A 15,620-nucleotide genomic window follows, 5' to 3' on the forward strand; every position below is an offset into this window, starting at 1 on the left:
CTTGAATATCAAAAATAGACTTAAGATATTCGTAATTTCACCCACCAATTTCGCACAAAGTTTACAGGATCAACTCTTATATCGCACCATCCAATATGCTGTAAATTACAGCCAACAGCATTATTCCTATTTCAAGCAAAATCGACCCGAAAATGATTGGTTAGGTGCCTTGATCCAAGATAGATTAAGACCATTACCTAGAAAAAAAGAAGAGTAAAACCCTTCCTTTTTTAATTTGACTAGCTATTTGTATTTAACCAAGTGCTTTAACGCTTTGTCGTAAACCTTGTTTAATCGAGATCACCTCATCACTTCTGTCTAGTTGCGATGAATCATTAACTGAATCGCTCTCACCATTATAGAATTCCTCCAGCACCTCTAACCCTTCCTCTATATCCGTTTCAAACCGTGCATTGGCAAAACCCTTCCTTGCGATAAAGTCTAGAGCCTCCTGATAAAACCCTGCCTGCTTACTCTGCTCATCAATTTGCTTCGCTTGCATAATGGCTTCATTCAAGCTAATCCCTTCCCTTAACGTTAGATCCACGTAATACACCGGCTGACGATAACTCTGTGTCGTACTCTTGCCCCGCAATATCAATTGCAAGGGTAGACATGACAACAAGCCATTTGAGGCCGCATGGTAATAACTCAGTCGAGCTGCCAAAGTCCGAATACTATTAAAGCCTGTAGTTCTAAAGATGAAGGTGCCAAACTCATCCGATTCATCTAAATTCACATGCAAACGCCCGTACGGCTTGCAATTCCCTCCTTGAGCCAATGGACATAAATCCGGTGAAGGACACGGATGCTGTTCTACACCCTGATTCGTTAAACGCTGACAGATTTGACCATCACCGACACAGACGGGTCGGCCAGTCTGTCGATCAAACAGGCTGTACTCTGCTCTTAAGTTCAGATCAGGATCATTGAAAATCATGCGAACAGGGATTGAGCGCAACTTTTGATTGGGAGTATTCGCTCGAAGCTGTTCATCCAGTGGATGCCTCACCCATCCCTCTTTGCTTTGAATCTGGGAAGTAATAGTGAATTGATCATCTTTTTCAGGCAATCGCTTGCCATTCTTTTCGATCATACGACCGATACTGATCCGTCCCAAGATTGGAGGAGTAATTGCTAAACCTTTAATCATGTTGATATTCCTTAATGTATTACGTTACAAATTTGGGTCTATCTATGTAGGTCAGAACAAGGACCAAATAAGTTACCCAAAGAATGTAGAGCCAGATAAAGTGCTACAGAGATCGCGACCGATTTGCTCTCTACCGAAGGGTAGAGAGCGGGGAGCGATTTTTGTGAATTTTTGATTTTGTGCTGCAGATAGGGCTTAGTCGGTATAGATGTTAAATCGACGACTGCCTTGCTTTTGAAGTGGATAAAGCTCGATGAGTTCAGGCTGGTGCTGAAGCAATGCCTTGGTATTGAGACTGATAGAATCCTTGGCTTTCTTCCAGACTACTGAGCCATGAGTAAAGACAGCCCTTTCCTTGTCTTGCATCATCATCTGAATTTCATGTTTAAGTTGGTCAAAGCGTTGCTGCTGATGCTGAATCTCTTCCTTCATTTTGATGAGCTGGTCGAACATCAAATTGGCATTTGGATTCTGAGACAGATCCTCTACCGTTAAAGGTACATGCGCTGGATAGAGTTGTTGAATCGCTTTAGCTGCGGATTCACTTGCATCCACGGATGGTGGTGTATCCTTTTCCACGCATTCCCAGAAATATCGTTCTGCTTGAACAATATGTTCAATCACGGATTCTGATCGTGTCACTTTGAAGATCTTGGTTTCATGCCCACAGATCAAGACACAAACATGCGCTGCCTGTTTACCAGTCACCGCCAGTTGATGTTGTACCTGACACAGCACGTATAAAGGCACACCATCACGCCACAATTTTGCTCCATGCTCACCTGCTGTTTTGCATTCCAAAATTTGGACTTCATCGCTGCCAACTACGCTGTAATCCAGATTGGCTAGCATAAAGTGTTTATCGGGATCAGGATGCTGAAGTACTGCATTAATTCGTCGCACCTTGTTATGGGTGTGCATGCTATAGAACTCAGCCACTAAAGCTTCCAATTGCTTACCCCAATACAGCGGTGCTACACCTGAGCTTTCATCTTCTATGGATTGAGCCTGTCGTCCGGTTTTGATCAGCCAGAGTTCCAGCATCGACATGTAGGGATTAAGACCACAGGCAGTCGCGGCATCACTGCTACCGATACCTTGTTTACGAACTTCGAGCCAATCCTGATATTCCATTCCTTTGGTATTGACCAGTCGTTTGGCTGCTGTTGAGCGTTTGGTGGTGATAGTTGGATTGACTACGATCTTTGATCCTACAGTCGTAGGCTGATGGGAAATAGATACAATTTGATTCATGGAATTATCCTTATAAATTCTGATCTATGTAAAAGAAATGCATAAAAAAGCCATACCCGACACGAGGTCGGGTATGGCGATTTGTTTGCTGTTTTAATTGAGGGGGTTACATGAGTGCTCTGATGAGCATTTGTTTGGGGTGACTTGATTTCGACATAAGTGAGTCAGTTAATTTCAGGCGATCAAAGCAAGTGCTTGCTCCAATCCTCGTTGCTTCACACCTGCACCTGCACCGAACCAGGCTGAATCAAGACGGTGATCTGAACTCATGGCACGTCGTTCATGATCCACAAATTCAGTGATCGAACACAGTAAGCCATAAGCAGTGTCTTTAGCTGATGACAATTCAGCACCACGACCTTGACCATTGAACATGTCCAAAGCTTTATTCATGGCACGACCATTTGGTTCAGGCTTTTTCTCCTGAGCTTGATGCGCGACATTACGATAGAACTGAATGATGTTTTCTTCAGGATCGGAAATTGACATGGTGCTGTTATTGAACACGGCATCAAAGTAGGCTTTGGCTTCCTGCTGACTCACCTTACGCTGTGTGAGCTGTTTCATCTCATACATGTGCTCATCCCAGGCACGAACTGAAATACCTAATTGCTGTTTCACTTTCTCTGCATCAAACTTGGTGCTATGTGGAACTTTCACTACACCAGCACTACTGCTCTGTCCACGTAGAGCAATGGCTAACGTGTTGTTACAGACCACCCGAATACTGGTGAACTGTGCTGTCGTTGCCAAGGTGCCATCACACGCAGTAGCCAGCAGGATATAACCATTACTAACATCCTTAGCCTTTAACGCGGTACTTTGACCTGTACGCGCTAATGCCCAGAACTTCTTCCCACCTTTCAGCACCCCCGCAGTTTCTAGCTCAAAGCCTGATTGTTCAGTCAGATCCCGATAAAACTCCAGAATCTCTTTAGGCTGAACTTCCTGATAACGCTGACTGACCACAGATAAAGGTGCATGGGTATCTGAACGATACAAGACACGCTGCTCTTCAAATGGCATGATGATGCTTTGGCCACGTTCATTCTGTGCCATATAGCTGACATTCGAGGATTCAATCCGCCAATCCATTCCAGCTTGCTGTGCCCAGACTTCCAGTGGTTGATTCGGACTCAGCTGATTACCGAGACCATGCCAAGGGGTTTCGCCAACATAGGCGATTTGTTCGATTTGATGTGCCATCGTTCTTATCTCCTATGCTAATTCAACGAAAATTCTGCTGACAGTGATTGCAGTGATAATAGGTCAGCGTGATCGGCTTTTTAGGCTCATCAAACACACTACTGAATAGGCCACCAATGACTGCACCTGCAAGCCCGCCAAGCAGTGGTGATACAGGCAAAGGTAAACCCTTTGAAATGGTTGCACCGATAGTTGCGAACGATGCAGATGCGGCTAGACCTGTAGAATCAGATCCACTCACCTGCTGATTAACCACTTGAATAACCTGATCCGAAAAACAATAAGGACAATTTAAACTCATAATATATACCTCTAGAAATGACAAAGGCTCACCGATTGGCAAGCCTTGCAAAGTATTTAAAACCTCGTTTTCATCTAGATAATGTATATCTGAGATTATTTTCAACTCATTGAAATGTACGCATCTTGGCTTTGCATTTCACACGCAGATGTTGCGCATCTTTTTCAGGCCGTACTAAATAGCGCACAGCATTAACCATTTTTTCTACTTCACTAGAATTATTTCTGTAGATTCGACCAACACCTAAAATACCCAATTCCGTGTATTCTTGGATCTGCTCAGAATCATGACAGTTAAAAAAGTATCTTAACTTGCCTGTGATGAAATCGATTGTAAGCAGTTTGCAAAGGACAGAGCTCTTGAGGAATATCATGCCATGTCGCACCCGTACATAGCCTCCATAAGATAGCTTCTATGATATTTTTACTGTTTTTTTGAGCAGTAATAACCATGTAATCGTATAGTATATTGAATTTACTACTAAATATTATCGGCAAGAAGAGTACGGGCAATTGAAAAATATAGAAATGAAAAGAGCTTAAAGGAGAATTTATGGCACCCACGGAATAAGATTAACTTTCAATACGATATTGGAAGGTATTTTTAACATTCGACACACTGGTCGGTTTGCCATCGACGAGACGAGGCTGATATTTAAAAGTGAGAGCAGCCTGAATCGAAGGTCGTACAAACATCGGATGGCAGTCGCCTTGTGCCTTTGGATTTTCTACCCGTCCTTTTTCGTTCACGCTATACACCACCGTACAATCCCCCTCCAGCTTACGATCCAAAGCTTGTTCAGGATAGGCTGGTGCTATTTTTGTAACAGGTTGATAATTTTTAACATCAAATGATTCAGGATGAGTTTGTGCTTTAGTTTCTACTGATTTCTGGGTCTTCGTCTGAGTTGGTATATCCGCTTGAGACTGCGTATCTACTGTTTTCTGAGATTCCGCTACTGCCGTTTGCTTTTCCGTCACGACTTGCTGTGTCGGTTTAGCCGCTGTAGGTACAATTTTGTTGCTCTGTGACTCTACAAACTTCTTGGTGGTTTTCGGTTGGACTTCAGTAGGTTTCTCAAGCTGTTTCTTGACAGGCTCATGTAAGGGTTTTTCTTCGACTATCGGCTCAGGCTTTTTAGGTTCAGGTTGTTGTTTGGCTGGAGGGGGTATTTGCACAAATTTTAATTGAATGGTTTTCGGCTTGGGTTCCTCCAATGTTTCATGCATCTCAACCGTACATAACCATGCAATTAGCGCAATATGCAATCCAGCCGTGACCGAAAGTGCTAGGCCTTGATCACGAAACCTAATTTTGGAAACGGTTGTCATCATGATTGTGGTTCCTCTGTCACTAGCCCCAAGTTCGTTACCCCACTTTTTTGCAAGGATGCTATGGCCTGTGCAACCAGTTGATAATCAGCATCCTGATCGGCACGTACATAAAACTGTAAGCTTTTATCTTTTTGAATAATCGGAACGAGCTTTTGTTGCATAGTGGCTAAATCGATGGCCTGATCCGTAACTTTCTCGGTATTCACTTCTGATCCAATATTCCAGTAATACTGGCCATTGGCTTGAATAGATAAGGTTACAATACGCTGCTGTTGTGACGCGGGCATGACATTGGCATCCACTTTAGGCAAATCAATTTGAATGCCTTGCGTCAACATTGGTGCAGTCACCATAAAAATTACCAACAACACCAACATGACATCAATATAAGGAACCACATTCATTTCAGCATTGGGTTTTAATTTTTGAGGACGCTTAATCATGGTTCTTGCTCCTTAACGCGAAGTGCGCTCAGTGTGCCTCAACAAACGATAAATACGCGTTTGCAACTCATTGGCAAAACCGTAATAACGACTGGAAAGCTTGTCAGCACGTGCCGAAAAACGGTTATACGCCACAACCGCAGGAATAGCGGCAAATAAACCAATGGCTGTCGCAATCAGCGCTTCTGCAATCCCGGGTGCAACTGTATTGAGGGTTGCCTGTTCAACGGCAGACAGTCCAATAAACGCATTCATAATGCCCCAGACCGTTCCAAATAAGCCTATATACGGGCTGACTGAACCAACTGTTGCGAGAAAGGTCAGATTCTGCTGAAGCTTTTCTTCTTCTTCACTGATGCTACTGAGTAAACGACGTTCTACCCCATCAATCACATCACTTGTGGTGAGTTGCTCATCTTTGATCAATTGATGGTATTCATCCACCCCATGTTGAAAAATGCTGACAACGCCTTTTTGTTGTTCAGGCTGTTGGTAATCTTGCTGTAAAAGATTGAGATCTTTTAGCTGTCTAAAATTCTTTAAAAAGCGGTTCCAAAGCTGCTCTTGTCCACGAAGTAACATGCCGTGACGCACGATTAAATACCAACTTACGACTGAGGATAAAACCAAAATTAACATCACTACTTTTACCAACACACTGGCATGGCTAATCAACATCCAAACTGACATTTGATCCATCGTTGCTTGCATAACGCACTCCAATTTTTTTACTGCATGGTGCAGTACATATATATTTTTAAAATGGGCTGTGATTCTTTAGCAGCCCATGTACTCACTCAGGTACTAAAGCGCTATTTAGTCCAAATGCAGGGCTTGAGCGATTTTTTCCCAAGGCACATATTTAAAGTTCTGATTGGTTTCAGGCATACGTTTACGTCCGTCTTGCACCACCAACATGCCTCGCTTCCATTTGCCACCAAAATTTAGGGAACTCACATCTAGTCCATCTGTTTCAGACACAGCGTCAATGCCTTTGTCGGTATTGATGCCGATACGAAATGCGCCACGAACCGTGTAAGGTGAAGCGGCATCAAGTACCACAAAGCTGTCATTGCCTTGGCTTGAAACCACCAAATAACTTTGGTTTTTGCCGTGATAAAGTCCCATGCCCTCAATGTCATCATGCATCACCTCTCCTACACCAATCACCTGCTGCATAGGAAGCTGAGTTTTTCGGTTGAGATCTTTTACCCACACCGCGACATCTTCTTCACCCAAGAAAATACGCCCTGTGGCATCGTCTACGACACAGCCTTCCGGTTGGGTTTTAACTGAAAAACGTTGTACTTCTTCAGCCCGTAATTTTTGCTGTGCAGCCGTGATGTGGTATTGAACAAAAGTCCCGTTTTTATCGTTGGGAATGGCATAGATTTCCCCTTGAGCGTCGCGGTACATGCAAATGCCATAAATATCATCCAATGTGGTTGCTAACTCGCCAAGCACAGAAACCTTGGCCGTTTTGGGTTGAATCGCAAAGAGATGCAGGCTGTTATGATCTCGGTTCGATGCCACCGCCAAATCGACTGTCTGATTGCCCCATTTAAAACCGTGGCGTACATCGACATTATTCAATCGCCCTACTGGCAAGTACTGCACAGTTTTGCCCTGTAAGTCGTTAACCTGTAGACCACCTTGTTTATCTGTCGCTAAAATACGGGACTGACTCGGCTGTGCAGCGTTATGCCAAATCGCAGGATCATCAGCCGCGTCACCTGTACTTGGCACACCCTCCGTCTGCACTTCTGCTGGAATAGTGATGATATTTTGGGCTTTGATCTGGGGGTGAGTTTCCCATTCCACATCTGTCACTTTCACGGTTTTATCATCTAAAATCAGCAAGGATTTATCAGTTAAATTACCTTGAACACTCAAAGTCTCTGCTTCTTTCACCGTGTCTAGTTGTAAAGGCGGCTGTGCTTTCCATTGCTTATCTTGCTTTTGATAACGATAAAGCAAAGGTTTTTCTGCATCGAGTACAGCGACATGATCATCTACAATCGCAATTGCAGAAGGTGAACTTTGAATCGAACCAAAGGGTTGCACAAGATCCACCGCCTGACGCACCATGTCTGCTTCAGAATGAGCTGGATATGCCCAAACGCCAACATTCGCTTCATTAATAAACAGCTCTGCTGTGGCATCATTCACTTTGCATACACTACTAGCAGGTGGAAAACTGAGACGGCGTACCAACTGTGGTTGAACCAAAGCCTTCTCATGCTGAGCCACCAACCATTGCTCACCAAGCCCCTCTTCGCCTACTAAAAAAGCAAAACTCAGCCCTTGAGCATCGGTATATAAACAAACATCTTCAGACTTAAATGAACGCTTTGGAATAAAGCTGGGGTTGTCCCATGCTTTATTTTTTAAGTTCATGCTCATCAGTTGAATTTGCTGTTGTTGCAAATTTGACGCAGCAATCAATAAACGATCCGAACCAATCCGATAATCAAAACGCCCAAACTGACCTTGAATTTGATGTAGTACATTTTGTTGATCATCTAAGATTTGTAGCCCTTTATTTTTACTGCTCAACAGTGCGGCAACTTCAGGCCATGCACTCAAGCTTAACCATTGCACATCCTCAGTTTTTGCCCCATTCATGTCGACTTCACGTAATTGCAACTTCGCTGCCATAGGCTGATCTATTGGTATTTCAGCCGAGCTTAACGACTGGCTATTTTGCGGAGCTTGGGGCACACTGTGCTGACTGCATGCGCTCAATAACAGCAAGCAACTGCTTAAAGCAGACCATTTAAAAGATGAAAATTTCATAGAGATACTCAAAATTGGGCAAGGAACTTCAGGTCTACCTCTGTTGAGCAAACCTGAGTACTAAATGTAATTCGACTTAAAAATGGGTATAAGTCAGTGCCAGTTTGTAAGCTGGGCCATATTCTTCATATTGCGCGTTATAAGCCTTAGAACCTGCATAGTTGTAATAATGCTCATCGGTGATGTTTTGTACATCAAACTTGAGCTGTAAGTTTTTAGATAAGTTCACATGACTACTAAAATCAAGGAAGATTTGGTCATCGGTATAAATATCTTTTTCAGGCGTATCAATGTCACCAAGTTCATACAGATAACTCGATTTATAATTTGCTGAAAGTCGTACACCAAAACGTTCATTTTCCCAACCAAGCATCGCATTCGCCACCACATCCGACTGATTTGGCAAATGAATACGACGACTCAAAAGTTCACCATCTTTCATCGAATCAATATCTGCTTCTGACTTACTAAAGGTCGTATTAAAGCCCAGCAAGAAACCATTCCAAGGCGCTCCTAGATGGTCAAACTTTTGTGAGTAGGCAAACTCCATCCCGTACAGTTTTGCTTCGTTACCATTTTTATAGGTAATAGCTTCATCAAAGTCAGCCCATTGCCCTGTTCCTGCAATATTGGTGTTATAAATAAAGTTATCAATATCTTTATAAAATGCGTAGAAACCCACCATACTGGCTTTGCCAAAATACTTTTCTACCCCCAAATCAAAGTTAGAAGACTCTAAAGGCTTTAACATTGGGTTACCAAACTCAGCTTCATCACCATCGATATAGACACCTGGTGCACTTTGCGCAAAGTTTGGACGGACCACACTATTGGTCCAAGCGGCACGGAGGTAAGCGTTATCGGCCAATTGATAACGAAAATGTAAACTCGGCAACCAATGATCATAGTCATTTTCATATTTAGTCGCAGTAATCACATCATCATTGAACTCAAAACCACGTGCTTCAAAGTTGGTATTTTCATAACGTAATCCTGCAATCACACGCAGTTGATCAATATCTATCGTATTCATGACATAAGCCGCGTGTATGTCTTCATTCGACTTAAAATCATTAATGATCGAACCGTCAGCAATCACATAATCATTTGGATTTAATCCACTGATTTTATCTTTAATAGCGTTTTTATTAATGGTTGGACCAAACTGACCCAGTTCATAATGGCTGTTTGAATTGAAATCTGAACTTGATGTGCTGAGGTTTTTATATTTCCACTCATCAGTATTATTGGTTTTCTCACGTTGACTGATTTTGCCCCCGAACTTCAATGCAGCAGCATAATTCCCCAACATATAGTCTTTTAAAAAGTCTAATTTACCGTTGTATTCTTTATCGGTGGTTTTAGACTTTTCCCACGACACTGAATCTAGCTCATAGTTGGCAGCATCATAAAAGTCTTGATCTGCTGTTACAACTGGCTTTTGGGTACTGCTAAAGCCAACATTGCTAAACTCAGCTTTATATTTCGCCCCCGAAATACCACCTGGATTTTCCTCCGATGCTTCGCTATAACCGAGTTGACCTTCCACCGTCCAAGTACCGAAACCTTGCTTGCCCCCTAAAACAAAGGACTGAATTTCTTGTGTTTCAACACGGCTTTTTAATGAGCGAGTGACTTCGGCATCTCCACTTTGCCCTGCAGTTTGCGGATCGGTAAATTCAATTGAAACTTCTTGACGCGATTCAGTATCTTTAAAGCGGCTATATAACGTTCTTAAATAGTATTCGCCTGTATCATTGGGGCGGTAATCAAAATTCAGCCCCGCACCAATGCGCTCACGCTCGATGTCATATTGGCGCATTGCGGTTTCTTCAAGTACGTCGCCATCCCAAGCCCCACCCGTTTCAACATTGTCCGAGCCAAATTTTCGGTTTTGATAGCTCAGTGCCAGCGCTACCCCAAGGTTGTCTTGCCCCTCACCAACACTGAAACGGTTACTGATGGCACCCGATGCTTTAGGGCTATATTTTTCCCGTTTTTCATCATAACCACCTTCAACCGTTCCCGTATAAAACAAACCGTCATGGTCAAAGGCCGATAAACTTTCGACTTGCACCGTACCGCCTAATGAGTTGGCATCCATGTCTGGTGTCAGCGTTTTCACCACAGCCAATGACTGTACTAGCTCTGAAGGTAAGACATCCAATGCTACGCCACGGCGATCGCTTTCAGGCGCGGGAACCAAAGTACCATTGATGGTTACTGCATTTAAGTCAGCGCCTAAACCACGAACGGAAACAAAACGTCCTTCGCCTTGGTCACGCTCTGTAGATACACCTGGTATCCGTTGCAACGCTTCTGCGGCATTGTCATCGGGTAATTGTCCAATGCCATCGGCATGTACCACACTGCTGATTTGGTCGGCACGTTTTTGTTCTTTGAGTGCTTTATCCATACTTGCAGCTTGACCAATGACCTGTACATATTCCACCGTGTTATCTTCGGCATGTAGATGCGTCATGCTCAGCATTGACAGGACCAGTGTGCTGAGCTGAAAACCCGCACGCTTATGTTTCATGAAACGGCTCTGATTATTTTGCATTATGTTCTTCCCCTCAAGCCAAAGTGGCATGGTTTGAACGCACAATAGAAATTGAATGTGAACATGATGTGACAGTGCCTTTTACGATCTGCCCTTTTTATTTGTTTTTGGCCTTTTTCAGCAAAAAATGAGCTAATTTGATCTGTATAGAGAAAATACTGAGCATACAGAATGATGCATATTCACCTCAAAGATAGGGTTTTTCAGCATTTTTATTCTCAAAAATCAAAAATACCCTGATCTATTTTGACCCTAGCCATTGCCATCAAACTGTCATCTAAATCTGTTTAGCTTGGGCGAAAATAAATCATTTCAAAAAATGCTATGCCTAAATACTTTGCTTACTACCGCTGGCCTTTATTATGTGTAGCGACTGCCTGTAGCTTATCCCTTTGGTTGTTTATCTTACTTGGGCAGAGCAAGTCATTTGCTGAATGGAACTGGGTCGATATTTTAGGTGAAGGGGGAGCAACTGTTTTTATTGGTATTTGGATTTTCTTTATTATTAAAAGCCGTCCTTTGGGCCGTGTAACCAACTATATCTTTTATGGACTGTGCTTTATTTTTTTCCACATGTGGATGGACAGCTTAGATGAGTTTATTCGCCTGCCTAAAGAAATCATGTGGGATGCATGGCTTGAGTCCATTCCTTTTCCAATTGGACTGTATCTATTTACCATCGGGGTTTATTTTTGGCATCAAGAAGAACAGGCAATTTCTAAACACATGCAAAAACGAGAACGTATTTATCGGGATCATCGCTTATTCGATGCACTCACCCCTTTAGCCGATGCTCATTACTTTAAAACACAGCTCAAAGCTGCAATTGAGCAGAACTTGCATGAACCCAGCGACATGTCCGTCATACTGCTAGATATGCATAATTTTAATCAGATTAATCAAACATATGGCTTTGATGAAGGCACATCTATTTTACAGCATGTTTCACAATTGATTAGCTTAAATTTACGACCACAAGACCTGCTCTGCCGCTTCGCAGGAGATCGTTTTATTATGTTGTTACCAGAGACGAAGCTACAACAGGCTGAAAAAATGGCAGCTCAACTTGAGCGCATGCTTATGGTCAGTGCTTATTATCAACGTGATCTGTCCGCACACATTCCTTTAAAAGCACTCACGACCTGCTGTTCAGTCGGGCAATACCAAACTGCTCAGCAACTTTTGAGTGCCTTAAATCAGCAATTGCTCCAAGTGAAGCAATACTACTCACCAAAGCGAGTCACCGTATGAGCTTTGAATGCGACTACAGCTACATTCCTGCGCATCATCAATTGTCTATTTTAATTGATTTAGCAGTCAGCCATGAAGTCGAACATCACGTCCTACTCAGTGGTAGCGGTATTTTCTTGGAAGATATCTTTTCAGGGCAAAAGCTGATTAGCCAGCAACAGTTACAACAGGTTTTAAAAAATGCTGAACAGTGTTTTCGCAATCAGGACATCAGTTTTTTATTTGGTCAACGCAGCCTAACCACCCCCTTTAATGACGCCATTAAATCCATGCTGTATGCATCGACCTTCGATGAAGCGCTTAGCCGTTATTTAACATTTTCCGCGTCTGTTTCACCGTGGTTATGCCCTCGACTCATGTACAGCCAAAACCATATTCATATTTATTGGTTAGATGAAAACAAGCTTGAAAATCGCTTTTTAATCGAAAGCGCAATGAGTGCAATACAAGCGTTTAGCCGTCAACTGTATCAAACCAAGTTAGCGTGGAAATTCGAATTTAATTTTTCTGAACCGGATTATATTGAACAATATTGGACGCATTTAGGCAGTGCTTTAGAATTTAATCGCCCGATCAACATGATGAGCCTGCCTCGTGACGTGATCCATGAAAAACTTCCCAATGCCTCTTCGACCTTAGCTGCAATCAGTTATCAACATGCGCTGAAAGAAATGACAGCTCAAAATATTCAACAGAGTTTTTTGCTCAGTTTGCATCAATACTTCATGCAGAATATTCAAAATAATATTCAACTTGAACAAACCGCTGACTATTTTCAAATGAGTTCTGCCACCTTAAAACGTAAACTGAAAAAGCATCAGACCCATTTTCAGGCGCAACTCGATCAAAGTCGTTTGCATACTGCCATAATTTTATATCGTGTACATGGTTTTAAAACTGAACAGATTTCTCAGTATTTACAAATTAACGATGCGACCAATTTTCGACGTGCGTTTAAGCGTTGGAGTGGTTTAACTGTACAAGCGGCACAGTCCTAAGCGCTTATTTTTCCAAAAAAAAATCACGGGTATTTCTATTGTAACGTCGAAATTAAAAGTCAAAAACTCATCGGCTAATCACTAAAGTCCGCATAGTCACGTTCGCTGTATTTTTCTGTTTGTGTCCAAGGTGTAGCAACATGTTGGCCAATTTTGCGCACGGTAAAGGTTTTGGCATAGCCTGAGGTCGGTTTGAGCAATTCATATTTTTGAACCAGTTGATCTTGTTCACTCCATATAATATTCAACGTTTGCCCAGCACTGCTTATTTGATAATGCGCTAACTTCGGATCACGTTGAATCAATTGTGCTCGCTTTAAAATGTCAGGATGAATCAAACTATATTCACAGCGCCAACAGTTTTTCATCCCTAGCATTTCTTGATCGACATCCTGCAATTGCACCCGCATTTTTTCATCTGGCAAAATATAAAAACGCTGAAACGGACTTTCTACGTTTGCTTGCCCGACTACATCTTTGCGCTGCATCCACTGAATTGCACTGTCAAAACTCACATGCTCATGGGTGTCTGTTTTGGCAGACACATGAGCGTTGCTATGTGTCTGGGCTTCGTCAGCATGCGTTTGTGTGTTTAAACGTTCAATCCAAATATTTTGCTCATCTCGAATTATTTTCTCACTGTATTTTTGAATGGTCGTGACCCCATTGGCATCCAACCGTTCAATCTGATAATCAATACGATATTCATCGGCCGACCATACCCATGGACTGAGCAAACTGAAAGACAATGCTAAGAATTTCATTTTGAATTTGAACGGCCGTATAAATCTTGTATCCATTAGAATCCAAACGCCTTTTTCAATTGCTCAAATACCCATGTATTTTCTTGTGTGCCTTTGAATAGATTTGAATTCTTTCCTTCAGCAAACAGCATCACATCTCCGCCGCCATGTGTTTCGCTTTTCGTCAGTTGTACCCCGACTTCTTGTTTATAGTCGTCAGCAAAGGCTTGCTCGTTGCTAATACTGTCACGAATATCTAAACGTTTACCAGTACCATTTCCAAAAACAAGCGTCGTTCCTGTTGCCCCATTTACATCGCGGTATGGATTATGTACTTGGCCATCAGCCAGCACTTTGCTGTAAGCATTTTGCTCTTTTGCAATATTATAGTCATAGCTCAGCCCCAAAATACCTGGATTAGTTTCCGTCGTTTGACCCGTTCGTGCGGCATAACCATTAAAGGTCATCACATGGTCATGGTCTGCCGTCACTACAATCAAGGTATTGCTCAAATCCACTTTATCCAGTGCAGTTTGAATTGCATCATTAAATGCCTTGGTTTCCTGCAATGCCCGTTTGGCATTATTGGCATGTAGCGCATGGTCAATACGCCCACCCTCAACCATCAAGAAATAGCCTTGTCCATGACTCTGTGCTTGCAGTGCATCAATCGCTTTACTGGTCATCGCCGCCAGACTCGGTTCAGTCTCTATATTCTTCTTGAGTCGGTCCAAATCAAAATTTAAATGTGACTGTGTGGAGAATACGCCGAAAATTTTCTGAGTATTGACCGTCTGTGCCAAATCACTTTGGCTTAAAACGATTTGATAACCCTGCTGTTTAAACTCTGCCAATAAATCACGACCATCCAAGCGCCCTTTGGGGTTAGAGACTGCATCATAAGGCGTCCAATGATTTAAGCCGCCTCCCATAAGGACATTAATACCATCCAATAAGTTTGGATTATAAGCTTTACCTTTTGGAACAGCTTGAAGCGCGATATCGTATTGCGCATCACGGTGACAGATATGTGCATAGGTTGCCGCAGGTGTGGCATGGGTGAGTTCGGTCGTCGTCACTACGCCAACCGCTTTACCCTGCTTTTTTGCCAGTTCTAAAATACTTAACGCAGGCATCCCTGCGACCATACTACTGCCCTGTTCTGGACAACGGTTGATGGCTTTCGCTAAGCTTTTGCCATTCGGCAATTTTCCTTCTTCAGGTTCGACCGCAACCGTTCCTGTTGTCATGGCAATCACTTCATTTTTATTTTTCTGCCCAGTCATATAGGCGCCCATAGAGGGAGCGCTATCTGTGGTTTGACCATCCTCAGAATAGGTTTTAATCCTTGCTGCGTGCTTCATGCTGTCCATGGCCAGTTTGCCATTTTCCCCCACAGCATAAATACGACTTGCCGTCACTGTGGTTGGTCCCATGCCATCGCCTAAAAAGAATATAACGCTTTTCGTCGGTGTAACTGTGGTGTCCGCAGCATACAAAGCACTTGAAGAAATCGACGCTGTAAGCAGAAGCATCATGTATGGGATGGTTTTTAAAGTATGTTTCATGTGATATCCC

The 15,620-nt window shown here is 42.8% G+C and carries 14 protein-coding genes; 2 read left to right on the forward strand and 12 right to left on the reverse strand.

The features are described from left to right. Positions 1 to 253: 253 nt before the first annotated feature. The 10 genes from E0H88_RS08655 to E0H88_RS08705 form a co-directional block, all read right to left on the reverse strand. The gene (locus E0H88_RS08655; protein WP_131273869.1) at positions 254 to 1,153 is read right to left on the reverse strand and encodes a recombination directionality factor; all 900 of its coding nucleotides are present in this window, start codon (positions 1,151 to 1,153) and stop codon (positions 254 to 256) included. Positions 1,154 to 1,348: 195 nt separating this feature from the next. Then, a complete protein-coding gene (locus E0H88_RS08660; RefSeq protein ID WP_131273870.1) occupies positions 1,349 to 2,407 on the reverse strand; it encodes a YqaJ viral recombinase family nuclease in 1,059 nt (352 codons plus the stop codon). Between the two features lie 174 nt (positions 2,408 to 2,581). Continuing rightward, entirely contained in the window at positions 2,582 to 3,613 is a 1,032-nt protein-coding gene (locus E0H88_RS08665; protein ID WP_131273871.1) for a DUF932 domain-containing protein, read from the reverse strand. Positions 3,614 to 3,635: 22 nt separating this feature from the next. Continuing rightward, positions 3,636 to 3,914: a hypothetical protein gene (locus E0H88_RS08670; protein ID WP_131273872.1), complete on the reverse strand. Its 279-nt coding sequence runs from the start codon at positions 3,912 to 3,914 to the stop codon at positions 3,636 to 3,638. A 293-nt stretch (positions 3,915 to 4,207) separates the two neighbouring features. Continuing rightward, positions 4,208 to 4,366: a transposase gene (locus tag E0H88_RS16270; protein WP_163170403.1), complete on the reverse strand. Its 159-nt coding sequence runs from the start codon at positions 4,364 to 4,366 to the stop codon at positions 4,208 to 4,210. 120 nt (positions 4,367 to 4,486) lie between these two features. Further along, on the reverse strand, positions 4,487 to 5,248 hold the full coding sequence (locus E0H88_RS08685; RefSeq protein ID WP_252152008.1) for an energy transducer TonB: 762 nt from the start codon (positions 5,246 to 5,248) through the stop codon (positions 4,487 to 4,489). Further along, a complete protein-coding gene (tolR, locus tag E0H88_RS08690) occupies positions 5,245 to 5,691 on the reverse strand; it encodes a protein TolR (RefSeq protein WP_086208627.1) in 447 nt (148 codons plus the stop codon). Before tolR ends, E0H88_RS08685 begins: the two co-directional genes overlap by 4 nt. Before the next feature lie 12 nt (positions 5,692 to 5,703). After that, positions 5,704 to 6,402, reverse strand: a complete 699-nt coding sequence (gene tolQ / locus E0H88_RS08695; protein WP_131273874.1) for a protein TolQ — start codon at positions 6,400 to 6,402, stop codon at positions 5,704 to 5,706. 105 nt (positions 6,403 to 6,507) lie between these two features. Beyond that, positions 6,508 to 8,487 (reverse strand): phytase, encoded by a 1,980-nt coding sequence (locus tag E0H88_RS08700; RefSeq protein WP_131273875.1) that lies wholly within the window; start codon positions 8,485 to 8,487, stop codon positions 6,508 to 6,510. 76 nt (positions 8,488 to 8,563) lie between these two features. Further along, positions 8,564 to 11,050 (reverse strand): TonB-dependent receptor, encoded by a 2,487-nt coding sequence (locus tag E0H88_RS08705; protein WP_131273876.1) that lies wholly within the window; start codon positions 11,048 to 11,050, stop codon positions 8,564 to 8,566. A gap of 324 nt (positions 11,051 to 11,374) precedes the next feature. On the opposite strand from E0H88_RS08705, the gene E0H88_RS08710 reads away from it, so the two are divergent. Together E0H88_RS08710 and E0H88_RS08715 are read left to right on the forward strand one after the other, a co-directional pair. After that, positions 11,375 to 12,301: a diguanylate cyclase domain-containing protein gene (locus tag E0H88_RS08710; RefSeq protein ID WP_131273877.1), complete on the forward strand. Its 927-nt coding sequence runs from the start codon at positions 11,375 to 11,377 to the stop codon at positions 12,299 to 12,301. Beyond that, the gene (locus E0H88_RS08715; protein ID WP_131273878.1) at positions 12,298 to 13,299 is read left to right on the forward strand and encodes a helix-turn-helix transcriptional regulator; all 1,002 of its coding nucleotides are present in this window, start codon (positions 12,298 to 12,300) and stop codon (positions 13,297 to 13,299) included. The genes E0H88_RS08710 and E0H88_RS08715 overlap by 4 nt, the downstream gene beginning before the upstream one ends. Positions 13,300 to 13,373: 74 nt before the next feature. Here E0H88_RS08715 and E0H88_RS08720 read toward each other — a convergent pair whose 3' ends face one another. Together E0H88_RS08720 and E0H88_RS08725 are read right to left on the reverse strand one after the other, a co-directional pair. After that, complete coding sequence (locus tag E0H88_RS08720; RefSeq protein WP_227504441.1) at positions 13,374 to 14,063, reverse strand: hypothetical protein; 690 nt, start codon at positions 14,061 to 14,063, stop codon at positions 13,374 to 13,376. 35 nt (positions 14,064 to 14,098) lie between these two features. Beyond that, positions 14,099 to 15,610, reverse strand: coding sequence for an alkaline phosphatase (locus tag E0H88_RS08725; protein WP_131273879.1), 1,512 nt, complete (start codon positions 15,608 to 15,610; stop codon positions 14,099 to 14,101). Between the last annotated feature and the right edge of the window lie 10 nt (positions 15,611 to 15,620).

It is taken from the genome of Acinetobacter sp. ANC 4216, from assembly GCF_004331195.1.
GTDB classification, from domain to species: domain Bacteria; phylum Pseudomonadota; class Gammaproteobacteria; order Pseudomonadales; family Moraxellaceae; genus Acinetobacter; species Acinetobacter kookii.